General features: G+C 63.7%; 34 protein-coding genes and 1 tRNA gene. 32 read left to right on the plus strand and 3 right to left on the minus strand.

Features of this window, described 5'->3' with window-relative positions:
* Positions 1 to 15: 15 nt before the first annotated feature.
* Genes IFS44_RS05295 through IFS44_RS05310 form a run of 4 tightly spaced genes read left to right on the plus strand, consistent with a single transcriptional unit; the run spans position 16 to position 3,834 of the window.
* A complete protein-coding gene (locus IFS44_RS05295) occupies positions 16 to 936 on the plus strand; it encodes a glycosyltransferase family 2 protein (protein ID WP_192097747.1) in 921 nt (306 codons plus the stop codon).
* A complete protein-coding gene (locus IFS44_RS05300; RefSeq protein ID WP_192097748.1) occupies positions 933 to 2,006 on the plus strand; it encodes a glycosyltransferase in 1,074 nt (357 codons plus the stop codon). The genes IFS44_RS05295 and IFS44_RS05300 overlap by 4 nt, the downstream gene beginning before the upstream one ends.
* A complete protein-coding gene (locus IFS44_RS05305) occupies positions 2,003 to 2,911 on the plus strand; it encodes a polysaccharide pyruvyl transferase family protein (RefSeq protein WP_342366338.1) in 909 nt (302 codons plus the stop codon). Before IFS44_RS05300 ends, IFS44_RS05305 begins: the two co-directional genes overlap by 4 nt.
* Positions 2,908 to 3,834 carry a glycosyltransferase family 2 protein gene (locus tag IFS44_RS05310; RefSeq protein ID WP_192097750.1) on the plus strand — a complete coding sequence of 309 codons (927 nt, stop codon included), beginning with the start codon at positions 2,908 to 2,910 and terminating at the stop codon, positions 3,832 to 3,834. The genes IFS44_RS05305 and IFS44_RS05310 overlap by 4 nt, the downstream gene beginning before the upstream one ends.
* Before the next feature lie 68 nt (positions 3,835 to 3,902).
* Here the strand turns inward: IFS44_RS05310 and nusG are convergent, their stop codons facing one another.
* The 3 genes from nusG to IFS44_RS05325 all read right to left on the minus strand — a co-directional run bounded on the left by nusG (position 3,903) and on the right by IFS44_RS05325 (position 5,363).
* A complete protein-coding gene (gene nusG, locus IFS44_RS05315; protein ID WP_031393771.1) occupies positions 3,903 to 4,439 on the minus strand; it encodes a transcription termination/antitermination protein NusG in 537 nt (178 codons plus the stop codon).
* Positions 4,440 to 4,448: 9 nt separating this feature from the next.
* A complete protein-coding gene (gene secE, locus IFS44_RS05320; RefSeq protein ID WP_031393770.1) occupies positions 4,449 to 4,646 on the minus strand; it encodes a preprotein translocase subunit SecE in 198 nt (65 codons plus the stop codon).
* Positions 4,647 to 5,286: 640 nt separating this feature from the next.
* Positions 5,287 to 5,363: transfer RNA gene (locus IFS44_RS05325), tRNA-Trp, on the minus strand.
* A 315-nt stretch (positions 5,364 to 5,678) separates the two neighbouring features.
* On the opposite strand from IFS44_RS05325, the gene rpsL reads away from it, so the two are divergent.
* From rpsL to IFS44_RS05465, 28 genes are all read left to right on the plus strand, one after another.
* Positions 5,679 to 6,050, plus strand: a complete 372-nt coding sequence (rpsL, locus tag IFS44_RS05330; RefSeq protein ID WP_010164594.1) for a 30S ribosomal protein S12 — start codon at positions 5,679 to 5,681, stop codon at positions 6,048 to 6,050.
* A 49-nt stretch (positions 6,051 to 6,099) separates the two neighbouring features.
* Complete coding sequence (gene rpsG / locus IFS44_RS05335; protein WP_031393769.1) at positions 6,100 to 6,570, plus strand: 30S ribosomal protein S7; 471 nt, start codon at positions 6,100 to 6,102, stop codon at positions 6,568 to 6,570.
* 123 nt (positions 6,571 to 6,693) lie between these two features.
* Positions 6,694 to 8,790 (plus strand): elongation factor G, encoded by a 2,097-nt coding sequence (fusA, locus tag IFS44_RS05340; RefSeq protein ID WP_031393768.1) that lies wholly within the window; start codon positions 6,694 to 6,696, stop codon positions 8,788 to 8,790.
* A gap of 106 nt (positions 8,791 to 8,896) precedes the next feature.
* Positions 8,897 to 10,090 (plus strand): elongation factor Tu, encoded by a 1,194-nt coding sequence (tuf, locus tag IFS44_RS05345; protein WP_031393767.1) that lies wholly within the window; start codon positions 8,897 to 8,899, stop codon positions 10,088 to 10,090.
* Between the two features lie 171 nt (positions 10,091 to 10,261).
* A complete protein-coding gene (locus tag IFS44_RS22885) occupies positions 10,262 to 10,660 on the plus strand; it encodes a GFA family protein (RefSeq protein WP_192071212.1) in 399 nt (132 codons plus the stop codon).
* A gap of 225 nt (positions 10,661 to 10,885) precedes the next feature.
* Positions 10,886 to 11,194: a 30S ribosomal protein S10 gene (rpsJ, locus tag IFS44_RS05355; protein ID WP_007406109.1), complete on the plus strand. Its 309-nt coding sequence runs from the start codon at positions 10,886 to 10,888 to the stop codon at positions 11,192 to 11,194.
* A gap of 287 nt (positions 11,195 to 11,481) precedes the next feature.
* Complete coding sequence (gene rplC / locus IFS44_RS05360; protein WP_192097751.1) at positions 11,482 to 12,228, plus strand: 50S ribosomal protein L3; 747 nt, start codon at positions 11,482 to 11,484, stop codon at positions 12,226 to 12,228.
* Between the two features lie 2 nt (positions 12,229 to 12,230).
* Complete coding sequence (gene rplD, locus IFS44_RS05365; protein WP_031393764.1) at positions 12,231 to 12,857, plus strand: 50S ribosomal protein L4; 627 nt, start codon at positions 12,231 to 12,233, stop codon at positions 12,855 to 12,857.
* The gene (locus tag IFS44_RS05370) at positions 12,850 to 13,164 is read left to right on the plus strand and encodes a 50S ribosomal protein L23 (RefSeq protein WP_031393763.1); all 315 of its coding nucleotides are present in this window, start codon (positions 12,850 to 12,852) and stop codon (positions 13,162 to 13,164) included. Before rplD ends, IFS44_RS05370 begins: the two co-directional genes overlap by 8 nt.
* A 4-nt stretch (positions 13,165 to 13,168) precedes the next feature.
* Positions 13,169 to 14,008, plus strand: a complete 840-nt coding sequence (gene rplB, locus IFS44_RS05375) for a 50S ribosomal protein L2 (RefSeq protein ID WP_031393762.1) — start codon at positions 13,169 to 13,171, stop codon at positions 14,006 to 14,008.
* Between the two features lies 1 nt (position 14,009).
* Positions 14,010 to 14,285, plus strand: coding sequence for a 30S ribosomal protein S19 (gene rpsS / locus IFS44_RS05380; protein WP_031393761.1), 276 nt, complete (start codon positions 14,010 to 14,012; stop codon positions 14,283 to 14,285).
* Complete coding sequence (gene rplV, locus IFS44_RS05385; protein ID WP_037529220.1) at positions 14,285 to 14,662, plus strand: 50S ribosomal protein L22; 378 nt, start codon at positions 14,285 to 14,287, stop codon at positions 14,660 to 14,662. Before rpsS ends, rplV begins: the two co-directional genes overlap by 1 nt.
* Positions 14,662 to 15,369, plus strand: coding sequence for a 30S ribosomal protein S3 (gene rpsC, locus IFS44_RS05390; RefSeq protein WP_031393759.1), 708 nt, complete (start codon positions 14,662 to 14,664; stop codon positions 15,367 to 15,369). Before rplV ends, rpsC begins: the two co-directional genes overlap by 1 nt.
* Positions 15,370 to 15,384: 15 nt before the next feature.
* Positions 15,385 to 15,819 carry a 50S ribosomal protein L16 gene (gene rplP / locus IFS44_RS05395; protein WP_031393758.1) on the plus strand — a complete coding sequence of 145 codons (435 nt, stop codon included), beginning with the start codon at positions 15,385 to 15,387 and terminating at the stop codon, positions 15,817 to 15,819.
* A gap of 4 nt (positions 15,820 to 15,823) precedes the next feature.
* Positions 15,824 to 16,030 (plus strand): 50S ribosomal protein L29, encoded by a 207-nt coding sequence (rpmC, locus tag IFS44_RS05400; protein ID WP_031393757.1) that lies wholly within the window; start codon positions 15,824 to 15,826, stop codon positions 16,028 to 16,030.
* Between the two features lie 10 nt (positions 16,031 to 16,040).
* The gene (gene rpsQ, locus IFS44_RS05405; RefSeq protein ID WP_031393756.1) at positions 16,041 to 16,313 is read left to right on the plus strand and encodes a 30S ribosomal protein S17; all 273 of its coding nucleotides are present in this window, start codon (positions 16,041 to 16,043) and stop codon (positions 16,311 to 16,313) included.
* A gap of 164 nt (positions 16,314 to 16,477) precedes the next feature.
* Positions 16,478 to 16,846 carry a 50S ribosomal protein L14 gene (gene rplN, locus IFS44_RS05410; RefSeq protein WP_031393755.1) on the plus strand — a complete coding sequence of 123 codons (369 nt, stop codon included), beginning with the start codon at positions 16,478 to 16,480 and terminating at the stop codon, positions 16,844 to 16,846.
* A complete protein-coding gene (rplX, locus tag IFS44_RS05415) occupies positions 16,846 to 17,163 on the plus strand; it encodes a 50S ribosomal protein L24 (protein ID WP_031393754.1) in 318 nt (105 codons plus the stop codon). The genes rplN and rplX overlap by 1 nt, the downstream gene beginning before the upstream one ends.
* Positions 17,156 to 17,770: a 50S ribosomal protein L5 gene (gene rplE / locus IFS44_RS05420; protein WP_042466294.1), complete on the plus strand. Its 615-nt coding sequence runs from the start codon at positions 17,156 to 17,158 to the stop codon at positions 17,768 to 17,770. The genes rplX and rplE overlap by 8 nt, the downstream gene beginning before the upstream one ends.
* A gap of 65 nt (positions 17,771 to 17,835) precedes the next feature.
* Positions 17,836 to 18,141, plus strand: a complete 306-nt coding sequence (rpsN, locus tag IFS44_RS05425) for a 30S ribosomal protein S14 (protein ID WP_031393752.1) — start codon at positions 17,836 to 17,838, stop codon at positions 18,139 to 18,141.
* Between the two features lie 10 nt (positions 18,142 to 18,151).
* Positions 18,152 to 18,547, plus strand: a complete 396-nt coding sequence (rpsH, locus tag IFS44_RS05430) for a 30S ribosomal protein S8 (RefSeq protein ID WP_031393751.1) — start codon at positions 18,152 to 18,154, stop codon at positions 18,545 to 18,547.
* Complete coding sequence (gene rplF / locus IFS44_RS05435) at positions 18,547 to 19,080, plus strand: 50S ribosomal protein L6 (protein WP_031393750.1); 534 nt, start codon at positions 18,547 to 18,549, stop codon at positions 19,078 to 19,080. Before rpsH ends, rplF begins: the two co-directional genes overlap by 1 nt.
* Positions 19,080 to 19,436: a 50S ribosomal protein L18 gene (gene rplR, locus IFS44_RS05440; RefSeq protein WP_031393749.1), complete on the plus strand. Its 357-nt coding sequence runs from the start codon at positions 19,080 to 19,082 to the stop codon at positions 19,434 to 19,436. The genes rplF and rplR overlap by 1 nt, the downstream gene beginning before the upstream one ends.
* A 3-nt stretch (positions 19,437 to 19,439) precedes the next feature.
* Entirely contained in the window at positions 19,440 to 20,231 is a 792-nt protein-coding gene (gene rpsE, locus IFS44_RS05445; RefSeq protein WP_043156692.1) for a 30S ribosomal protein S5, read from the plus strand.
* Positions 20,232 to 20,237: 6 nt separating this feature from the next.
* Complete coding sequence (gene rpmD / locus IFS44_RS05450) at positions 20,238 to 20,414, plus strand: 50S ribosomal protein L30 (protein ID WP_031393747.1); 177 nt, start codon at positions 20,238 to 20,240, stop codon at positions 20,412 to 20,414.
* 107 nt (positions 20,415 to 20,521) lie between these two features.
* A complete protein-coding gene (gene rplO, locus IFS44_RS05455) occupies positions 20,522 to 21,064 on the plus strand; it encodes a 50S ribosomal protein L15 (RefSeq protein WP_031393746.1) in 543 nt (180 codons plus the stop codon).
* 323 nt (positions 21,065 to 21,387) lie between these two features.
* On the plus strand, positions 21,388 to 22,752 hold the full coding sequence (gene secY, locus IFS44_RS05460) for a preprotein translocase subunit SecY (RefSeq protein ID WP_031393745.1): 1,365 nt from the start codon (positions 21,388 to 21,390) through the stop codon (positions 22,750 to 22,752).
* A gap of 51 nt (positions 22,753 to 22,803) precedes the next feature.
* Entirely contained in the window at positions 22,804 to 23,454 is a 651-nt protein-coding gene (locus IFS44_RS05465) for an adenylate kinase (protein WP_037529375.1), read from the plus strand.
* Positions 23,455 to 23,497 lie beyond the last annotated feature (43 nt).

The following is a 23,497-nucleotide window of genomic DNA, read 5'->3' on the forward strand; positions in this document are numbered from 1 at the left end:
ATTGGAGCCCTGCCCATGTCCGCTATCTCGATCGTCACGCTGGCCAAGGGGCGGGCCGAGCATCTTTACAATCTGGTTTTGGGGCTCACGCGACAGACGACCCCGCCGCGCGAATTGATCGTCGCGGTGATGCAGGACGAGCCCTATGTCCTGCCCGAGACGGATTTTCCGGTCCGCCAGCTGATGATCGCGGGCGAGGCGTTGCCGCTGGCTGCCGCGCGCAACCTGGCGGCGCGGACCGCGACGGGGGAGGGGCTGATCTTCCTCGACATGGACTGCATCCCGGCGCCGGGTCTCGTCGCGGACTATGCCGGGCATCTTTCGACCTATGACGGGTTGCTGATGGGCGAGGTGATGTACCTGCCGGGTGGCGCGACGAAGGGGGACTGGCGCAGCGAGGATTTCGCGGACATCGCGGTGCGGCATTCGGACCGGCGCGGACCGCCCGCCGAGGGGATTGAGGCGTGCAACGATTATCGCTGTTTCTGGTCGCTCAACTTCGCGATGCGGCGCGCGACCTTCCTCGCGGTCGGCGGATTCTACGAGGGCTATAACGGCTATGGCGGCGAGGATACCGACTTCGGCAAGGTGCTCGACACCGCGGGCGTGCCGATCGCGTGGATCAAGGGCGGGCTGGCGCATCATCAATATCACCCGCACCACATGCCGCCAGTCCATCATCTCGACAGCGTGATCCGGAATGCCGAGCTGTTCGAGGCGCGCTGGGGCTATCGGACGATGGGGCACTGGCTGCACGCATTCCGGCTGATGGGGCTGATCGACGACCGGCCCGGCCAGCCGATCCGCGTGCTGCGCCGCCCCGATGACGCGGATCTCGCGCTGACCGGACAGCAGAGCCACCAGCCCTATGCCAATACCGCAAGCGTCATCCGCTTGCTGGAAGAGCGTGTCGCCGCGAGTGCCGCGGCGGCGTGAGGATCGCTTTGCTCTCGCACGTCCGCCAGCGGATCGCGCAGCCGTTCATGGGCGGGATGGAATCGCACAGCTGGTATCTGGCGGAGGGGCTGCAGGCACGCGGGCACGACGTCGTGCTGTTCGCGAGCGGCGACAGCGACCCGCGCTTCGCGATCGATCCGGTGCTGCCCGAACATTATGAGCGGGTGTTTCCCTGGGCCGAGCATCGCGGGTCCGCACCGCTGATCGCGCATGTCGACCAGGGCTATCTCGCGGCGTGCGACCGGATCGCGGCGGGCGGGTTCGACGTGGTGCACAACAACAGCCTCAGCCGCTTTCCAATCGAGCCGCAGCGGACCGCGATCGTGCCGACCGTCACCTCGCTCCACGTGCCGCCCTATGACGCGCTGCACTGGTTCGTGAAGGCGAGCCCGTCACCGACGCACCGGCTGACGGTGACGTCGCAATCACAGTTGCGCGCCTGGTGGCCCGACGGTGCGCCCGCCGAGGCATCGGTGCTGCACAACGGCATCGACCCCGCCGCGTGGCGGTTCTCGCCCGCAGGGGACGGCAGCGCGGTCTGGTCGGGACGGATGACGCCGAACAAGGGGCCGCATCTGGCGGTACAGGCCGCACGGCGCGCGGGTGTGGCGATCACGCTGTACGGGCAGATCGAGGATCCGGACTATTGGGCGGCCGAGGTCGCGCCGCATCTGGGACCCGACGTCCGTTATGGCGGACATCTGGACGGCGCGGCGCTGGCGTCGGCGCTCGGGCAGGCGTCAGTGTTCCTGTTCACGCCGTGCTGGGACGAGCCGTTCGGGCTGGTTGCGGCGGAGGCGATGGCGTGCGGCCTGCCGGTCGCCGCGTTCGACATGGGCGCGGCACGCGAGGTCGTGGGTGAGGCAGGATGTCTCGCTGGGCCGGGCGACGTGGAGGGGCTGGCGGCGGCGATCCCTGCGGCGATGGCGATTCCGCGCGATGTACCGCGCGCTCGGGTCGAACGGCTGTTCACCCGCGACCGCTGGCTCGACCGGTGTGAGGCACTCTATGCGGAGGTATGCGCGGCCAAGGCGGAGATGGTCGCGTGACGGCGCCCGTACCGACGGGGGACAACGACGTCATCGCGGTGCAGCAGGCGGCGCTGGCGGCGCTGTACCGGCGGCATGTCGGGCCCGGTGACCGCTATGTTCTGCTCGACTTTCCCGATCACGCCAATGTCGGCGACAGCGCGATCTGGCTGGGTGAGATCGCCATGCTCCGCGCGATCACCGGGCGCGATCCCGATCATGTCTGTACCTGGGACGCGTTCGACGCGGACGCGTTTCGCCGCGACAGCCCGGCGGGGGTCGTGTTCCTGCACGGCGGCGGCAATCTGGGGGATATCTGGCCGCATCATCAGCGGTTTCGCGAGGCAATGCTGGCGGAGTTTCGCGACCGGACGATCGTCCAGCTGCCCCAGTCGATCCATTTCCGCGCTGGCGAGGGGCTCGACCGCTTCGCCGCCTGTGTCGCGGGGCATCCCGATTTCCACCTCTATGTCCGCGATGCGCAGAGCCTCGCCCTCGCACAGCGGTTGTCCTGCCCGGTCGCGCTGGCGCCCGATTCTGCGTTCGCGCTGGGGGCGCAGCCGCGTGGGCCGGCGGACTGCGACCTGCTGATGCTGATGCGGACCGATGACGAGCGTGTGGCGGGGGATCGCGGTCCGGTGCCCGAGGGGGCGGTGGTGCTCGACTGGCTCGAGGACGGCGTGCTGCCGGCCTGGAAGGCGGGGGTGCCGCGTCCTGCTCACTATGAGCAACTGGCCCGTGTGCGGGTTGCGCGCGGGCTGACACTCCTGTCGCGCGGGCGGCAGGTCGTCACCGACCGGCTGCACGCGCATATCCTTGCCGTGCTGCTGGGCATCCCGCACGTCGCGCTCGACAACGACTATGGCAAGCTGTCCGCCTATATCGCCGCCTGGACCGCGCGATCGCCGCTGCTGCTGCGCGAATGATCGACGTCAGTCTGCTGATCTGCACGCGCGACCGGGGGGCCTCGCTGTCGCGCACGCTCGACTCGGTGACGCGCGCGGTCGGCGTTGCGGGGGACGTGGCGGTCGAGATGGTGGTCGTCGACAACGGGTCGCGCGACGACACCGCGGCACGGCTGGCGGCCTGGCAGGAGGAGCAGGCGTTTCCCGTGATGCTGCTGACCGAGCCATGCGCGGGGCTGGCGCGGGCGCGCAATCTGGGGCTGGCGCATGTCCGGGGGCGGATCGTCGCGATGACCGACGACGATTGCGTGCTCAAGCCGGACTATCTGCTTGCGCTCGTCCGCCGGTTCGCCGGGGTCGCGACGCCGACGATCGTCGGCGGGCGGATCCTGGCGGGCGATGCCGCCGACCTGCCGGTGACGCTGAAGCTCGAGGATCATCCGATGGAGCCGGTGCCGGGCGCGTTTCCCGGCGGGTTCGTGATGGGCGCGAACCTTGCCTTCACGCACGACGTCATCGCGCGGACGGGGCCGTTCGATACGCGGTTCGGCGCGGGCGCGCGCTTCGTCGCGGCGGAGGATACCGATTTCCTGTTCCGCGCGATCGCGGCCGGGGTGGTCGTGGCCTATGACCCCTATTTTGCCGTCGAGCATCATCATGGGCGCTGCCGGCCCGATCAGGTGATCGCGCTGCTCGCGGGCTATGGCTATGGCGACGGCGCGCTCTACGCCAAGCATATCCTAACCGACCGGCGAATCTTGGGCGCGATCCGCCGCGACCTTGGCGATGCGCTCGGCGAAATCCGCGCGGGGACGCGGCCCTTTCCCTATATCCGGCGCTTCCACAGTTTCCGCCTGCGCCACATGCTGCGCGGCTTTCTCGCTTATGCCGGGCACGGGCTTACCGCGCGGGTACGGCTCTCGGGTGCACACGAAAAGGCCTGATGCCGCGGCGTCGCAGCATCAGGCCCATGATCGATTGTCCAGACCGAGCCCGCAGGCTCAGGCGGTGATTACTTCGAGCGTTCGACCTGCTCGAATTCGAGCTCGACCGGGGTGGCGCGACCGAAGATCGACACCGACACCTTGACGCGGCTGCGGTCGAAATCGAGTTCCTCGACCAGACCGTTGAAGCTCGCGAACGGACCGTCGAGCACCTTGACCTGATCGCCGATCTCGTAGTCGACCTTGACCTTCTGCTTGGGAGCGGCCGCGGCCTCTTCCTTGCTGTTCAGCATCCGCGTGGCTTCCGCCTCGCTGATCGCCTGCGGCTTGCCCATGCTGCCGAGGAAGCCGGTCACCTTGGGGGTGTTCTTGACGAGGTGATAGACGTCGTCGTTCATGTTAAGCTTGGCGAGAACATAGCCCGGCATGAACTTGCGTTCGACCGCGATCTTCTTGCCGCGGCGGGCCTCGGTGATCGTCTCGGTGGGGACTTCGATCTGCTCGACGAGCTGCTCGAGACCCATACGGGTCGCCTCTGCCATGATCGAGTCGCGGACCTTGCCCTCGAAGCCCGAATAGGCGTGAATGATGTACCAGCGCGCCATGTGCGGACCTTATTGAGCGAGTTTCAGAAGGGCGGTGACGATCGCCTGAAGGATCGAGTCGACGCCGAAGAAGAAGAGCGCGAGGATCGTCGTCATGATGACGACCATCACCCCGGTCATGATCGTCTCGCGACGCGTCGGCCACGTAACCTTCGAGGTTTCGGTGCGGACCTGCCGGATGAATTCGAGTGGGGACGTTTTAGCCACGGTGCTGTTCGAACCCGCCTGATGGAGACATGAAAAGAAGCGAGGCATAGACCCATAACCCGCTCCCTGTGAAGGGTCGCCCCGTCAATAGGGCCCCGTCAAAGGGGTCGGGCATGCGTCCGTCTCGCTGTCGGATGGCGGCGCAGATAGCTTCCGCGCCAACGGAACGCAAGGGGTGGGGCGGCAGCGCCCGCCGGGCGGCCCCGTTATGACCCGACTCGGCAGCGCATGAGGCGCCCTGCACCAGCCTTTCGCGCATGATTGAAAGCATAAGGGGATGCGTGGGAGGCGGGACCGGAAGGCGCGGGGGCGGGCGTTTGCGCCCTCTCCCCCGCCGGCCGTCAACCGGTGCCGGTCTTGCCGGCGGCGCCTCTCCTGCGTTTCTGTTATGTTTGCCGGCGTGACGGACCGACATCGGTATATCAGCACACAGACCAAAAAAAAGGCCGGTCAAAGACCGGCCGTAAAAGTTTTAGGAGAGGATGCCTGAAAGGCACAGTCTTTGTGCATCGCAGCAGCGAATTTCACAACTGCGCAAATTGCATTATGAAATGCGTTTTGTGCAATCGCAACGGACGCGGCTTTGCTGATCCCTGACCCCATGGTCAGAAATGCATAACGACGACGATGTGAGAGAATCTGGCAGGAGTGCTCGGATTCGAACCGAGGGCCTTCGGTTTTGGAGACCGACGCTCTAACCAACTGAGCTACACTCCTGTGCGGTGGCGGGCTCTAGCGCCATGTCCGCGGCAGGGCAAGCGCCTGTTCATGCCCGACGCACGATTGTCGAACGTGCAACCATTCTGGCGTCGGGTTCAGGGCAGGGTGGGGTGATCCCCGTGTTGACCGCGGCTGACTCCTGACCTATAGGCGCGCCCTGTTCTTCGGGAGTCTTTCCCGCCGGGCATGCTTGAACATTGCTGGATGCATTCCAGGGCCTGAGGAGCGTTTTGCGCTTCCTAGGGTCCTTTTTGTATTCTCAGGCGCCTCAACGGCTCCAGCAAAGTAACCATTTGAAAGGTGAAGGCTTCAATGCCGACGATCAACCAGTTGGTCCGCAAGGGCCGCGATCCGCAGAAGGCCAAGTCGAAGGTCCCTGCGATGGAAGCTAACCCGCAGAAGCGCGGCGTTTGCACCCGCGTCTACACGACGACCCCGAAGAAGCCGAACTCGGCTCTGCGCAAGGTGGCCAAGGTTCGCCTGACCAACCAGCGCGAAGTCATCAGCTACATCCCGGGCGAGGGCCACAATCTTCAGGAGCATTCGGTTGTCCTGATCCGTGGCGGCCGTGTCCGCGATCTTCCCGGTGTTCGCTATCACGTCCTGCGCGGCGTGCTTGATACACAGGGTGTGAAGGACCGGCGTCAGTCGCGTTCCAAGTACGGCGCCAAGCGTCCGAAGTAAGCCGATCAGGTATCTGATCACTAAGGCTGAAGTTTAGAAGGAATATAAAATGGCACGTCGTCGTCGTCCCGAAAAGCGGGTCATCCTGCCTGATCCCAAGTTCGGGGATGAGGTTCTGTCGAAGTTCATGAACAGCGTCATGCTGGACGGCAAGAAGTCCGTCGCAGAGCTGATCGTGTACGGTGCATTCGAAACCGTCGAGAGCCGCGCCAAGCGCGATCCGATCGGCGTTTTCCACGATGCGCTGAACAACGTGAAGCCGGGCATCGAAGTCCGTTCGCGTCGCGTCGGTGGTGCAACCTACCAGGTTCCCGTTGAAGTGCGTCCCGAGCGTGCACAGGCGCTGGCAATCCGCTGGCTGATCGGTGCGGCACGTTCGCGCAGCGAGAACACGATGGCCGCACGGCTGTCGGGCGAGCTGATGGACGCCGCGAACAACCGCGGCAACGCGGTCAAGAAGCGCGAAGACACGCACCGGATGGCAGAAGCCAACCGTGCATTCTCGCACTACCGCTGGTAACAGCGGGCTTCGAAGCCTAGCATTGGTAACCGTGTCACGGGCGGTCTTTCGCCCGTAACGCAAACACCTATATATTGGGGAGCCGGCACGTTCGGCTCCCCATATCCTTAAGGAAGCACGATCATGGCCCGCAGCCATCCGCTCGACCGTTACCGCAACATCGGCATCATGGCGCACATCGACGCCGGCAAGACGACGACGACCGAGCGCATCCTCTATTACACCGGCAAGTCCTACAAGATCGGCGAAGTGCATGAAGGCACCGCGACGATGGACTGGATGGAGCAGGAGCAGGAGCGCGGCATCACGATCACGTCGGCTGCAACCACCTGCAAGTGGCGCGCCGAAGAAGGTAAGGGCGAAGAGCACCTTATCAACATCATCGATACCCCGGGCCACGTCGATTTCACGATCGAAGTCGAGCGTTCGCTGCGCGTCCTCGACGGCGCGGTCGCGTGCTTCGACGGCGTTGCCGGCGTCGAGCCGCAGTCCGAGACCGTGTGGCGTCAGGCCGACAAGTACGGCGTGCCGCGCATGTGCTTCGTCAACAAGCTCGATCGCACCGGTGCCGACTTCTATTTCTGCGTCGACTCGATCATCGAGCGTCTCGGTGCGCGCCCGGCGGTCCTGTACCTGCCGATCGGCATGGAAGGCGGCTTCAAGGGCCTGGTCGACCTCGTCGAGAACCGCGCGATCATCTGGCTCGAAGAGAGCCTGGGCGCGAAGTTCGAATATCAGGACATCCCGGCCGACATGGCCGACAAGGCCGCCAAGTATCGCAGCGACCTGATCGAGATGGCCGTCGAGCAGGACGATGCTCTGATGGAAGCCTATCTCGAGGGTAACGAGCCGAGCGTCGCCGATCTCAAGAAGCTGATCCGCAAGGGTACGCTCAGCATGGCGTTCGTGCCGGTGGTCTGCGGTTCGGCGTTCAAGAACAAGGGTGTCCAGCCCCTGCTCGACGCCGTGGTCGACTATCTGCCGTCGCCGCTCGACGTTCCCGCGATTCAGGGTCTGAAGCTCGATGGCGTTACGCCGGACGAGCGTCCTTCGTCGGACGAGGTTCCCTTCTCGGCACTGGCGTTCAAGATCATGAACGATCCGTTCGTCGGCACGCTGACCTTCGCCCGCATCTATTCGGGCAAGCTGGAGACCGCATCGCAGGTCACCAACTCGGTCAAGGACAAGAAGGAAAAGGTCGGCCGCATGCTGCTCATGCATGCGAACAGCCGTGAGGACATCCAGGAAGCGTTCGCGGGCGACATCGTCGCTCTCGCAGGCCTCAAGGACACCACCACGGGCGACACGCTCTGCGCGATGAACGCACCGATCATCCTCGAGCGGATGGAATTCCCCGAGCCCGTGATCGAGCTGTCGGTGGAGCCGAAGACCAAGGCCGATCAGGAGAAGATGGGCGTCGCGCTCAATCGTCTCGCACGCGAGGATCCGTCGTTCCGCGTGTCGTCGGACCCCGAGTCGGGCCAGACCATCATCAAGGGCATGGGCGAGCTCCATCTTGAGATCCTGGTCGACCGCATGAAGCGTGAGTTCAAGGTCGAGGCCAATGTCGGCGCTCCTCAGGTCGCCTATCGCGAATATCTGAAGAAGCCGGTCGACGTCGACTACACGCACAAGAAGCAGTCGGGCGGCACCGGTCAGTTCGGTCGCGTGAAGGTCAAGGTCACGCCGGGCGAGCGCGGTTCGGGCATCACGTTCAAGGACGAGATCAAGGGCGGCAACATTCCGAAGGAATATCTGCCTGCGATCGAGAAGGGCTTCCGCGAGACCGCCGCTTCGGGTTCGCTGGTCGGCTTCCCGATCATCGATTTCGAGATCGTGCTGTATGACGGCGCGTATCACGACGTCGACTCGTCGGCTCTGGCGTTCGAAATCTGTGCACGTGGCGCAATGCGCGAAGTGGCGCAGAAGTCGGGCATCACGCTGCTCGAGCCGGTCATGAAGGTTGAGGTCGTCACCCCGGAGGACTATCTGGGCGACGTCATCGGCGACATGAACAGCCGTCGTGGCCAGATCCAGGGCACCGACAGCCGCGGCAACGCGCAGACGGTGGAGGCGATGGTGCCGCTGGCCAACATGTTCGGCTATGTGAACTCGCTCCGCTCGTTCACGCAGGGCCGCGCGCAATACTCGATGCAGTTCTCGCATTATGATGAAGTGCCGCAGAACGTCGCTGACGAGGTGAAGGCGAAACTGGCCTAACCCTTTAAGGGGGTAGGGCTAGCGTCAGGCTTTAACAGCCGCTATGGGGCCGCGTTCGCGCGGTTCCCGGTGTGGCACCGGAATACGAATCAGAAGGTAGGAAACAATGGCCAAGGCAAAATTTGAGCGGAACAAGCCGCATCTCAACATCGGCACCATCGGTCACGTCGATCATGGCAAGACGTCGCTCACCGCTGCGATCACGAAGGTTCTGGCAGAGACGACCGGCGGTACCGCTGTCGACTTCGCAAACATCGACAAGGCACCCGAGGAGCGCGAGCGCGGCATCACGATCTCGACCGCACACGTCGAGTACGAGACGGCCAACCGTCACTACGCGCACGTCGATTGCCCGGGCCACGCCGATTATGTGAAGAACATGATCACCGGCGCAGCCCAGATGGACGGCGCGATCCTCGTGGTTTCGGCGACTGATGGCCCGATGCCGCAGACCCGTGAGCACATCCTGCTCGCACGCCAGGTCGGCGTGCCTGCCATGGTCGTGTTCATGAACAAGGTCGATCTGGTCGACGACGAGGAAATCCTCGAGCTGGTCGAAATGGAAATCCGCGAGCTGCTCAGCTCGTACGACTTCCCGGGCGACGACATCCCCGTCATCAAGGGTTCGGCAACCTGCGCGCTGTCGGGTTCGAACCAGAAGCTCGGCGCCGACGCCGTCACCGAGCTGATGCAGGCCGTCGACGACTACATCCCGCAGCCCGAGCGTCCGCTCGACAAGCCGTTCATGATGCCGATCGAGGACGTGTTCTCGATCTCGGGTCGTGGTACGGTTGTCACCGGCCGCGTCGAGACCGGCATCGTCAAGGTTGGCGAGGAAGTCGAGATCGTCGGTATCCACCCGACCGTCCGCAAGACCACGGTCACGGGCGTCGAGATGTTCCGCAAGCTGCTCGACCAGGGCCAGGCTGGCGATAACGTCGGCGCGCTGATCCGCGGCGTCGCTCGCGACGAAGTCGAGCGTGGCCAGGTGCTCTGCAAGCCAGGCACGATCAAGCCGCACACCGACTTCAACTCGGAAGTGTACGTGCTGTCGAAGGAAGAGGGTGGCCGTCACACGCCGTTCTTCGCCAACTACCGCCCGCAGTTCTACTTCCGTACGACGGACGTGACCGGCACCGTCGAGCTGCCTGAGGGTACCGAGATGGTCATGCCAGGCGACAACGTGTCGCTCGGCATCAAGCTGATCGCACCGATCGCCATGGACGTGGGCCAGCGCTTCACGATCCGCGAAGGCGGCCGTACCGTCGGTGCAGGCGTCGTCAGCCAGATCGACAAGTAAGCATCCTCTCCTTCGGGAGATGATTGAAAAGAGCCCGGCTTCTCGCGAGAGAGGCCGGGCTTTTTCGTGTTCGGGGGCGGCCGCAGCATCGCCAAAGCGTTGGGCGGCGAGCAGGCAATCGCCAGGGTCCGTCGAGCGGCTAGATTAGGCACGTCAAAGGGGGCGGGGCTTATGCGTGCGCAATGTCAGTGCGGCCAACTCACGGTCGAGCTTCCGGGGCCATCGCCTGCCGTGGTGGCATGTCACTGCATCGCCTGTCAGCGCCGAAGCGGATCGCCCTTTGGTGTTCTCGCCTATTATCCCGGGGACCTGCTCACTGTCGCCGGTGAGGGCAAGCGGTTTGAGCGAGCGACGGACGAAGGCAATCGCTTGGAGGCGGTCTTGTGTCCAGAGTGCGGGTCAACGGTCTATGCGAGGACTGCCAAGCACCCGTCGATGATCGGGGTCGCCGTGGGCGCGATTGCCGATCCTGCTTTCCCAGCTCCCGTTCGCTCTGTCTGGGAGGAATCGATGCATCACTGGGTGACCTTGCCAGGTGAAGTACAGCATTCCGCCAAGGGACGCGTGTAGGCGTCGGTTATCTGGCTGATCGAGCGCCCGCCCTAGGTCGAGGTAGCGTCAAAGGGGTTGGGTGAGGGTAGTCATGGAGCCTATCGCCGCCGCGAGGGGGCGGCCTAAAATCGTCGTCGCGCTAGTTGCCTTTTCGGCGACTCTCCCGTAATGGCCCGCCTTCGGTTTAAACATCAACCAGCAAGAGCCCGGAAACGGGCCCGCTCTTTCGCATCGGTAGGGACTATGGACAGCAATATCCGCATTCGTCTGAAGGCGTTCGATCACCGTGTGCTCGATCAAGCCACTGGCGACATCGCCGACACCGCACGCCGCACCGGCGCGCTCATCCGCGGTCCGATTCCCCTTCCGACGCGCATCGAAAAATTCACCGTGAACCGCGGCCCGCACATCGACAAGAAGTCGCGCGAGCAGTTCGAGGTGCGCACGTACAAGCGTATGCTGGATATCGTCCAGCCGACGCCGCAGACGGTCGATGCGCTGATGAAGCTGGACCTCGCCGCTGGCGTTGACGTCGAGATCAAGCTCGCCTAAGGGCGAGCGCGGCGCGGTTGACCGGTAACGGTCCCGCGCCGTTCGACATTGGGATACCGCCGTCGGTGCAAACCGACGGGGCAGCGTCCCCCGTCACGTTCCTGCGTTCGCAGGAACACCAGCCCGGGACGGGGCGCGTTTCGTATTTACCGGGTTGATCCGACCCCATTCAGGGCTTTTGCCGGGGATGGGGTCAGGTGGATGCATTATGGAGCTTGCTCCGGACATGGTCCGCAAGCCCCCGAGGAATAGTCCGACGGGGCCTCTGTCTAGGAAGGGACAAGATCATGCGTACTGGCGTGATCGCGAAGAAGATGGGGATGACCCGCCTGTTCCAGGAAGATGGTCGGCACGTGCCGGTCACCGTTCTGGCACTCGAAGGCAATCAGGTCATTTCCGTTCGCGAAATGGATCGTGACGGCTACACCGCCGTCCAGCTTGGTGCAGGCGTTGCCAAGTCGAAGAATGTCGCAAAGCCGCAGCGCGGCCATTTCGGCAAGGCCGAAGTGGAGCCTAAGGCTGTCGTCCATGAGTTCCGCGTGAACGCAGACGGCCTGCTCGACGTTGGCGCCGAGATCTCGGCTGACCATTATGTCGCAGGCCAGATCGTCGATATCCAGGGCAAGACCCAGGGTAAGGGCTTCCAGGGCGGCATGAAGCGTTGGGGCTTCGGCGGTCTGCGGGCAACCCACGGCGTCTCGGTCTCGCACCGTTCGCTCGGTTCGACCGGTCAGCGCCAGGATCCGGGCAAGGTCTTCAAGAACAAGAAGATGGCCGGCCACATGGGCGACAAGTATCGCACCCAGCAGAACCTCGAGATCGTATCGACCGACGTCGAGCGTGGTCTCCTGTTCGTCAAGGGTTCGGTTCCTGGTTCCAAGGGCGGCTGGCTCTTCGTCAAGGACTCGGTGAAGGTCGCGCGCCACGCCGACGCACCGTTCCTCGCCGGTCTCAAGACCGCCAACAGCAACACCGCAGCAGACACGCCGGCCGAAACGACCGACGCACCTGCAGCCGACGGCCAGGAGGGCTGAGCGTGAAGATCAAGCTTTCATCTTTCGCCGGCACCGAGGGCGCGGACATCGAGCTCAACGACGAGATCTTCGGTCTCGATCCGCGCGCCGACATCCTGCACCGTGTGGTCACCTGGCAGCTCGAGAAGCGTCGCGAGACGGCTCGTGGCACCCGTGAGCGTGCAGACGTCGCTCGCACCGGCAAGAAGTTCGGTCGCCAGAAGGGCGGCGGTACGGCACGTCACGGCGATCGCCGCGCGCCCGTGTTCATCGGTGGTGGTAAGGCTCACGGCGCTCGCGTCCGTGACTTCAACCCGTCGCTGAACAAGAAGGTTCGCGCGCTCGGTCTGCGCATGGCGCTCAGCAGCCACGCCAAGGCGGGTTCGCTGGTCATCATGGACAGCCTGGCTGTCGAGGGTGGCAAGACCAAGACGCTGCAGGGCGATCTCGCCAAGCTCGGCTTCGGCAAGCGTGCGCTCGTCATCGACGGCGACATGGTCGACACCAGCTTCGCATTCGCTGCGGGCAACCTGTACGAAGTGAACGTGATGCCGGCAGCCGGCGCCAACGTTTACGACATCCTGAAGCATGACACGCTGGTGCTGACGCGCGCCGCTGTCGAAAAGCTGGAGGCGCGCTTCCATGGCTAAGAAGCAGAAGGCGGGCATCGATAATCGTCATTACGACGTTATCCTCGCCCCGCACATCACCGAGAAGACGACGACCTTGTCGGAGCACAACGCGGTGGTGTTCAAGGTGTCCAACGACGCCACGAAGCCCGAGATCAAGGCGGCCGTTGAGGCGCTGTTCGACGTGAACGTCGTCGGCGTGAACACGCTCGTCCAGAAGGGCAAGACCAAGAAGTGGAAGGGCACGAACTACTCGCGCTCGGACATGAAAAAGGCAATCGTGACGTTGAAGGACGGTCAGTCCATCGACGTGACGACGGGGATCTGAGGCCATGGCACTCAAGCATTATAATCCGACATCGCCGGCACGCCGCGGTCTCATCCTGGTCGACAAGTCGTCGCTCTGGAAGGGCAAGCCCGTCAAGGCGCTGACCGAAGGCAAGCACAAGACCGGCGGTCGTAACAACAAGGGTCATGTGACCTCGCGCGGCATCGCCGGTGGTCACAAGCAGAAGTACCGCTACATCGACTTCAAGCGTCGCAAGTGGGACGTCGAAGGCACTGTCGAGCGGATCGAGTATGATCCCAACCGCACCGCGTTCATCGCCCTGGTCAAGTACCCGGACGAAGAACTCGCCTACATCCTGGCGCCGCAGCGTCTGGCCGTTGGCGACAAGGTCCTGGCGGCCAAGAAGACCGACGTGAAGCCAGGCAATGCCATGGAACTGGGTCAGATGCCGGTCGGCACCATCGTCCACAATGTGGAAATGAAGCCGATGAAGGGTGGCCAGATCGCCCGTTCGGCCGGCACGTATGTGCAGGTCGTCGGTCGCGACAAGGGCATGGTGATGGTCCGCCTGAACTCGGGCGAGCAGCGCTACATCCGCAGCGATTGCATGGCGACGGTTGGCGCGGTTTCGAACCCCGACAACCAGAACCAGAACCTGGGCAAGGCAGGGCGTTCGCGCTGGCTTGGTATTCGTCCACTGACGCGCGGCGTCGCCAAGAACCCGGTCGACCATCCGCACGGCGGTGGTGAAGGCCGCACCTCGGGTGGCCGTCATCCGGTCACGCCGTGGGGCAAGCCGACGAAGGGTGCGCGCACGCGTCACAACAAATCGACCGACAAGATGATCATCCGGTCGCGTCATTCGACGAAGAGGAAGGGCTAACATGGCTCGTTCAGTCTGGAAGGGTCCGTTCGTGGACCTTCATCTGCTCAAGAAGGCAGAAACCGCCCAGGACACCAACGCGCGTTCGCCGATCAAGACCTGGTCGCGTCGCTCGACGATCCTGCCGTCGTTCGTGGGCCTCACGTTCAACGTCTATAACGGCCGCAAGTTCGTGCCGGTCTCGGTCAACGAGGACATGGTGGGGATGAAGCTGGGCGAGTTCGCGCCCACGCGCTACTTCCCCGGCCACTCCGCCGACAAGAAGGGCAAGCGCTGATGTCTAAGCAAGTCAGCCCGCGCAAGGTCGCGGACAACGAGGCGCTTTCGGTCGGTACGCAGATCCGCGGTTCCGCACAGAAGCTCGGCCTCGTGGCTGCGCTCATCCGTGGCAAGAAGGTCGGCGATGCGATGAACATCCTCGCCTTCTCGACCAAGGGCATGGCGATCGAAGCCCGCAAGGTGCTGGCCTCGGCCATCGCCAATGCGGAGAACAACCACAACCTCGACGTCGACTCGCTGGTCGTCGCCGAGGCATCGGTTGGCAAGTCGATCACGATGAAGCGCTTCGCGACCCGCGGCCGCGGCAAGTCGACCCGCATCCTCAAGCCATTCAGCCGTCTGCGCATCGTCGTGCGCGAGCAGGAAGAAGCATAATGGGTCAGAAGAGCAACCCCATCGGTCTGCGTCTGCAGATCAACCGTACCTGGGATAGCCGCTGGTACGCCGAAGGCGCCGACTATGGTCGGCTCCTGCTCGAGGATCTCAAGATCCGCGCATATATCATGAAGACGCTGCCGCAGGCTGCGATCTCCAAGGTTGTGATCGAGCGTCCGGCCAAGCTGGCCCGCATCTCCATCTTCGCTGCACGCCCCGGCGTGATCATCGGCAAGAAGGGTGCGGACATCGAGAAGCTGCGTTCGACGATCGGCAAGATGACGTCGTCGACCGTGTCGCTGAACATCGTCGAGATCCGCAAGCCGGAAGTCGATGCACGTCTCGTTGCACAGGGCATCGCCGATCAGCTCGAGCGTCGTATCGCCTTCCGTCGCGCCATGAAGCGTGCGGTTCAGTCGGCGATGCGTCTCGGTGCCGAAGGCATCCGCGTGAACTGCGGCGGTCGTCTTGGCGGCGCCGAGATCGCACGGTCGGAGAGCTATCGTGAGGGTCGGGTTCCGTTGCACACGCTGCGCGCGAACATCGATTATGCCGAGGCTACGGCGCACACGTCTTACGGCGTTTGCGGCGTGAAGGTCTGGGTCTTCAAGGGCGAGATTCTCGGCAACGATCCGACGTCGTACGACCGCATCATGATGGAGGCTCAGACCTCCGGCGTGCGGCCGCAGCGCGACGATCGTCGCTAAGGGGCAGGAACAGACATGCTGCAACCAAAAAAGACCAAGTTCCGGAAGGCCTTCAAGGGCAAGATTTCGGGCGACGCCAAGAGTGGCTTCTCGCTCAATTTCGGTTCCTACGGCCTGAAGGCCATGGAGCCCGACCGGATCACCGCACGCCAGATCGAGGCGGCACGCCGCGCGATCACGCGTCACATGAAGCGCCAGGGGCGTTTGTGGATCCGCATTTTCCCAGACCTTCCGGTCTCGGGAAAGCCAGCCGAAGTCCGCATGGGTAAGGGCAAGGGCGCGCCGGAATATTGGGCCGCTCGAGTCAAGCCGGGTCGGATCCTGTTCGAGCTCGACGGCGTCGACGGCAAGATCGCCGCCGAGGCATTCGAGCGGGCGGCCATGAAGCTGCCGATCAAGGTAAAGGTCGTTGCCCGCCTGGGCGACACCTCGCATCTGGGAGGCGAGTAAGATCATGGCTCGTATCGACGACATGAAGGCCAAGAGTGACGACCAGCTGTCGGAGTCGCTTGGCGAACTGAAGCGCGAGCAGTTCAACCTGCGCTTCCAGGCCGCCACGAACCAGCTCGAAAAGCCGAGCCGCGTTCGTGAGGTCCGCCGCGACATCGCTCGCATCAAGACCCTGCAGGCTCAGCGCACCAGCGCTGACGCCGCGAAGTAAGGAACACATCATGCCGAAGCGCGTGCTGACCGGTCTGGTCGTGTCCGACAAGGGCGACAAGACGGTGGTCGTGAACGTCGAGCGTAAGGTGAAGCACCCGCTCTACGGGAAGATCATCCGTCGCTCGAAGAAGTATCATGCTCATGACGAGAGCAACGAGTTCAAGCAGGGCGAGACCGTGCGGATCGAAGAGACCGCACCGATCTCCAAGCTGAAGACCTGGAAGGTGATCGAGCGGGTCAACACCCACGCGACGCCGGAGCGGGCTTCGGCCGAGGGCTGAATCAAACATGAGGGCAGGGGGGCAACTCCCTGCGCTCTTGTTTTCGTAAACGGGAACGGCTAAGCGGCCGCTCCTCCCCGTTGCGGATTCGTCCGCGGCGGGGTGATTTTTTAGGCGGGGTTCGGTCGGTATCGACCCCAGAGACAGAGAAGGGATACGGATCCATGATCCAGATGCAGTCCAATCTCGACGTCGCTGACAACAGCGGCGCGAAGCGGGTGCAGTGCATCAAGGTGCTTGGGGGTTCCAAGCGTCGTGTTGCAGGCGTTGGCGACATCATCGTCGTCAGCATCAAGGAAGCGCAGCCACGGGGCCGCGTGAAGAAGGGCGACGTTCACCGCGCGGTGATCGTTCGTACCGCCAAGGATATCCGCCGTGCAGACGGTACGGTCATCCGCTTCGACGGCAATGCCGCGGTGCTGGTCAACAAGAACGAGGAGCCGATCGGCACCCGTATCTTTGGCCCAGTCGTTCGCGAGCTGCGTGGCAAGAAGCACATGAAGATCATCAGCCTTGCGCCGGAGGTGCTGTAATGGCGAGCCAGCGTATCAAGAAGGGTGACAAGGTCATCATCCTGTCCGGCAAGGACAAGGGCAAGACCGGCGAAGTCACGATGTCGATGCCGAAGACCGACAAGGTCGTCGTCTCGGGCGTGAACATCGCCGTGCGCCACACCAAGCCGACCCAGGGTGACCCGCAGGGTGGCCTGGTCCGCAAGGAAGCACCGATGCACGTCTCGAAGGTCGCTCACGTGACCGCCGACGGCAAGCCGACCCGCGTCCGCTTCGAGGAGCAGGATGGCAAGAAGGTCCGCGTGGCCGTCAAGACCGGGGAGAAGATCAATGGTTGATCAGAACACCGCCGCTGGCACCGAGGCCGCCTACACGCCGCGCATGCGGAAGATGTATGATGAGACGATCATCAAGGCGATGACCGAGAAGTTCGGCTACAAGAACGTCATGGAGATCCCCCGGATCGACAAGATCGTGCTGAACATGGGTGTCGGCGAAGCGACGCAGGACAAGAAGAAGGTCGACCAGGCAGCCCAGGAAATGGAGCTGATCGCCGGCCAGAAGCCCGTCGTGACGAAGGCCAAGAAGTCGATCGCGCAGTTCAAGCTGCGTGAAGGCATGCCGATCGGCGTGAAGGTCACCCTTCGCCGCGAGCGCATGTACGAGTTTCTCGACCGTTTCATCACGATCGCTCTTCCCCGCGTCCGCGATTTCCGCGGTCTCAACCCGAAAAGCTTCGATGGCCGTGGCAACTATGCCTGCGGTATCAAGGAGCAGATCGTGTTCCCAGAAATCAGCTATGACCGGGTCGACAAGGTCCGCGGCATGGATGTGATCGTGACGACGACCGCCAAGACCGACGACGAGGCTCGCGAGCTTCTCCGTCTCTTCGGTTTCCCGTTCCCGATCGAAGACGACGCTGCCGACGAGAAGAAGGCAGCTTAACTACCAACCGCCGCCCCTGACCTCGTGTCACGGGCGGCGCTTCAGGAAAGAAAGAACTTAAGTCGATGGCGAAACTGAGTTCAGTCAACAAGAACGAGCGCCGCAAGCGCATGGTCAAGCAGTATGCCCCGAAGTACGCGGCACTGAAGGCAATCGCAGCGGACAAGACGCTCGACGATGGTGAGCGTCTGATCGCTCGCCTCAAGATGGCGGCAATCCCGCGCAACGCGAACCCGACCCGCATCCGTAACCGGTGCGAGCTGACCGGTCGCCCGCGCGCCTATTACCGCAAGTTCCGGCTCTGCCGTATTCAGCTGCGCGATCTGGCCAACAAGGGCCTGATCCCCGGCGTCACGAAGTCGAGCTGGTAAGGACTACATCATGGCAGTGACCGATCCCCTGGGTGATTTGCTCACCCGTATCCGTAATGGCCAGCGCGCGAAGAAGGACTCCGTCCTGACTCCGGCGTCGAAGCTGCGCGTTCGCGTGCTCGACGTTCTGCAGCGTGAAGGCTATATCCGTGGCTATAGCGAAGAGCAGATGGGCCCCGCGGCCGGCCTTCGCATCGAGCTGAAGTATTTTGAGGGCCAGCCTGCGATCAAGCATGTCGCGCGCGTCTCGAAGCCCGGCCGTCGCGTCTATTCCGGTTCGCAGGAACTTCCCCGCGTCCGCAACGGCCTCGGCATCACCATCGTCTCGACGCCCCGCGGCGTGCTTTCGGATTCCGAAGCACGTGAGCAGAACGTCGGCGGCGAAGTCCTCGCGGAGGTGTTCTGATGAGCCGTATTGGTAAGAAGCCGGTCACCGTACCGGCGGGCATCACGCCGACGATCGAGGGCAAGCAGCTGACGATGAAGGGCCCCAAGGGGACCCTGAAGATGCCGCTGCGCGACGAGATCAGCTACACGATCGAAGACGGCGGCATTTCGGTGCAGCCGGCCAACGACACCAAGCGCGCCCGCGCGTTCTGGGGCATGCAGCGGACCATGGTGCAGAACCTGGTCACCGGCGTGTCGGAAGGCTTCACCAAGAAGCTGCTGATCAGCGGCGTCGGCTATCGTGCCGCAGCCCAGGGTCGCAACCTCAAGCTGCAGCTCGGCTACAGCCATGACGTCAACATCGACGTGCCCGAGGGCATCGAGGTGAAGACGCCGGACAACACGACGATCGAGATCTCGGGTTCGGACAAGCAGATGGTTGGCCAGCTGGCCGCAGAGATTCGTCAGTGGCGCAAGCCCGAGCCGTACAAGGGCAAGGGCATCAAGTACGACGGCGAGTTCATCTTCCGCAAGGAAGGGAAGAAGAAGTAATGACCAAGGGACTTTCTCTTTTCGCCAAGCGGCGTCGCCGCAACCGTACCGCGCTGCGCGCACGCGCCGGCACCCGTCCGCGCCTGTCCGTGCATCGCTCGGGCAAGCACATCTATGCCCAGGTGATCGACGATGCCGCCGGCACGACGGTCGCTTCGGCCTCGACGCTGGAGAAGGACGTGCGCGGCACGTCCGGCGCCAACATCGACGCGGCGACTTCGGTCGGCAAGCGCGTCGCCGAGGCTGCCAAGGCAGCGGGCGTGACCCAGGTCGTGTTCGATCGCGGCGGCTTCCTCTACCACGGTCGCGTGAAGGCTCTTGCCGATGCCGCGCGCGAAGCCGGATTGGAGTTCTAAGACATGGCTGACGAAAACAACACGCCAGCGGTAATCGCACCCGAGACGACCGCACAGGACGTCACGGCTCAGAACGTGCCCCAGAGCACCGGATACCAGGGCAACAGCGGCGGTGGCCGTGGTCGTCCCGGTGGCGGCGGCGGTGGCGGTCGTGGTGGCCCCGGCGGCAACCGTGGCGGTGGCCCCGGTGGCAACCGTGGTGGTCGCGATGGCGGTCGTGGCGGTCGTGACAATCGTGGCGGTCGTCCGGGTTCGGACGATGGCGGCGAAGAGCTGATCGAGAAGCTGGTGCACATCAACCGCGTCTCGAAGACGGTCAAGGGCGGCAAGCGCTTCGGCTTTGCAGCACTCGTCGTCGTCGGCGACGGCAAGGGCCGTGCAGGCTTCGGTCATGGCAAGGCACGCGAAGTGCCGGAAGCCATCTCGAAGGCGACGGCAGCTGCCAAGAAGAAGATGGTTCGCGTTCCGCTCAAGGACGGTCGCACGCTGCATCATGACGGCAACGGTCACTTCGGTGCCGGCAAGGTCACGCTGCGGTCGGCGCCTCAGGGTACGGGCATCATCGCCGGTGGCCCGATGCGCGCCGTCTTCGAGTCGCTGGGCGTTGCAGACGTCGTGACCAAGTCGGTCGGCACGTCGAACCCCTACAACATGATCCGCGCAACGTTCGAAGCCCTTGGCGAGCAGACCTCGCCCAAGGCCGTCGCACAGCGTCGCGGCAAGAAGATCGCCGACCTGCTCGGCCATGGTGGTTCGAAGACCGCCGAGGCCGATGCAGCTGCGATCACGGAGTAAGCGATCATGGCTACCATCAAGATCACGCAGACCGGTTCGCCGATCCGCCGCGAGAAGGACCAGCGCGCAACGCTGGTCGGTCTCGGCCTGAACAAGATGCACAAGACCCGCGAGCTGGAAGACAGCCCAGAGGTCCGCGGGATGATCCGCAAGGTGCAGCACATGGTGTCGGTCGAAGGCTGAGCCTTCACGACCCACGTGACAAATACGGGAAAGGGGGCTAACGGCCCCCTTTCTTATTCCGGAATCCATTTCCACAGCGCGTAACAAGCGAAAGCGAGTGCATTACCATGAAGCTCAACGAACTCCGCGATAACGAAGGTGCCCGTAAGTCCAAGATGCGCGTCGGACGCGGCATCGGCTCGGGCAAGGGCAAGACCGGCGGCCGCGGCCAGAAGGGTCAGAAGAGCCGCGAGGGCGTGTCCATCGCCGGCTTCGAAGGCGGCCAGATGCCGCTCCACATGCGTCTGCCTAAGCGCGGCTTCAACAACATCTTCCGCAAGGACTTCGCAGAGGTCAACCTCGGCGCGATCCAGCTCGCGGTCGATGCCGGCAAGATCGAGGCGAACGCCACGCTCGACCACAACGCGCTCAAGGCCGCTGGCCTGGCACGCGGCGGCAAGGACGGCGTCCGCCTCCTCGCCAAGGGCGAGCTGACCACGGTCCTCTCGTTCACCGTCGACGGTGCGTCGAAGGGCGCGATCGAGGCGGTCGAGAAGATCGGCGGCAAGGTCGAGGTGATCCACTTCGTCCCCGCAGCCGAGAAGGCTGCCGCCAAGAAGGGCGTGAAGTACAAGGAGCGTGCGGCGCACAAGGCGTCGTTCAAGGCCTGAGCCGAACAAGAAAGGGGGCGGGTGCGAGAGCGCCGGCCCCCTTTTTATTTGCCTGACCTGGCGGCTTCCTGTCGCCCGCTTCCGACCCGCCCGTTTTTCGGGACCACCCCTCCTCCGTTCGCCCTAAGCGTAGTCGAAGGGTACGTCACCTGGGGCAACGTCCTTCGACTTCGCTGAGGACGAACGGGGCAGGGGGCGACCGAGTGCCCCTCGGGCTCGCATAACGCACCTAGGCATTAGACAAGCGCGCTCCTGCGCCTATATGAGCGGCGGGGGCGGTCACAACGCTTCCCGCCTTCTTTGTTTCCAGGACGATCACACGTATGGCATCCGCAGCCGACCAGATGGCGCAAAGCGTCAGCCTGTCCAAATTCGCCAAGGCGACCGATCTCAAGAAGCGGTTGTGGTTCACGATCGGCGCCCTGATCGTCTTCCGCCTGCTCAGCTATGTCCCGTTGCCGGGTGTCGACCCGACTGCGCTGGGGCTGTTGTCGCAGCAGACGCAGGGCGGCGTGCTCGACTTCTTCAACACCTTCTCGGGTGGCTCGCTCAGCCGTATGTCGCTGATCGCGCTCGGCGTGATGCCCTACATCACCGCCTCGATCGTGGTGCAGCTCGCGACTTCGCTGAGCCCCACGCTCGCCGCGATCAAGAAGGACGGCGAATCGGGCCGCAAGCGCCTGAACCAGTATACCCGCTACGGCACGGTCGGCCTGACCGCGGTGCAGGGCTATTTCATCGCCGTCGGGCTCGAGACGCTCGGCGCGAACCAGGGCATCGCCGCGGTGATCGAGCCGGGCATGACCTTCCGCATCGCGGCGGTCATCTCGCTGATCGGCGGCACGATGTTCCTGATGTGGCTGGGTGAGCAGATCACCAGCCGCGGCATCGGCAACGGCGTCTCGCTGATCATCATGGCGGGCATCGTCGCGCATCTGCCTACGACCCTGGTCAACCTGCTCGAGGGCGGCCGTTCGGGCAGCCTCGACCCGATCAAGCTGATCGGCATCATCGTCGCGGTTGTCCTGCTCGTCCTGTTCATCTGCTTCATGGAGCGCGCACAGCGCCGCATCCTGATCCAGTATCCCAAGCGCCAGACGCAGCGCGGGATGCAGGCCGATCGCAGCCATCTGCCGCTGAAGATCAATACCGCGGGCGTCATCCCGCCGATCTTCGCCTCGTCGCTGCTGCTGATGCCGCTGACGATCTCGCAGTTCGCCGGACAGCGCGTCGCGGGTGAGTCGCAGTGGGGCGATTTCATCATCACCCTGAACCAGTATCTGCAACACGGCAGCCCCGTGTACATGCTGCTCTACGGTGCGGGCATCATTTTCTTCTCGTTCTTCTACACCGCGATCGTCTTCAATCCCGAAGAGACGGCGGACAATCTGAAGCGGCATGGTGGGTTCATCCCCGGTATCCGTCCGGGCAAGAACACCGAGAACTACTTCGATTACGTACTGACGCGCATCACCGTCATCGGTGCCGCCTATCTGACGATCATCTGCCTGCTGCCCGAATATCTGGTCACGGCGCTGTCGATCCCCTTCTATCTCGGCGGCACCAGCCTGCTGATCGTCGTCAACGTGACGATGGATACGGTGACACAGATCCAGAGCCATCTGCTCGCGCATCAATATGGCGACCTGATCAAGAAGGCGAAGCTGAAGGGCGGTCGACTTCGCTAAGTTGCGGGGTTACCGGTTTATAATCCTGCACGAACGAGGGGAGTGCGTTTCGTGAATATCATCCTTCTTGGCCCGCCAGGCGCGGGCAAGGGCACGCAGGCCGCGACGCTCGTGGCCGAACGCGGCATGGTCCAGCTGTCCACCGGCGACATGCTGCGCGCTGCGGTTGCAGCGGAATCACCCGTTGGCCTTCAGGCGAAAGCCGTGATGGCCGCCGGTGGCCTGGTTAGCGACGACATCGTGTCGGGCATCATCGGCGAGCGGCTCGACCAGCCCGATACCGCAAACGGCGTGATCTTCGACGGCTATCCGCGCACCGCGGCCCAGGCCGAGGCGCTCGACGGGCTGCTTGCAGCTCGCGGTCGCACGCTCGACTACGTGATCGAGCTCGGTGTCGACGAGGCTGCGCTCATCGACCGCGTGGTTGGCCGGTACACCTGCGCGAACTGCGGTGCCGGCTATCACGATCGGTTCAAGCAGCCGGCGGTTGCCGGGGTCTGCGACGTGTGTGGCTCGACCGAGTTCAAGCGCCGTCCCGACGACAATGCCGAAACCGTCAAGACGCGGATGGCCGAATATCGCGCCAAGACCGCGCCGATCCTGCCAATCTACGATGCGCGTGGTCTCGTGCGCCGCGTCGACGGGATGGCGGACATCGGCCATGTCGGTGTCGCGATCGCAGCGATCCTCGACGACCGCTGATTAAACGATCACCGACCCGACCATGACAGGTTTGTCATGTTCG

Origin of the sequence: Sphingomonas sp. CFBP 13706 (assembly GCF_014842355.1) — a bacterium.
GTDB classification, from domain to species: domain Bacteria; phylum Pseudomonadota; class Alphaproteobacteria; order Sphingomonadales; family Sphingomonadaceae; genus Sphingomonas; species Sphingomonas aerolata.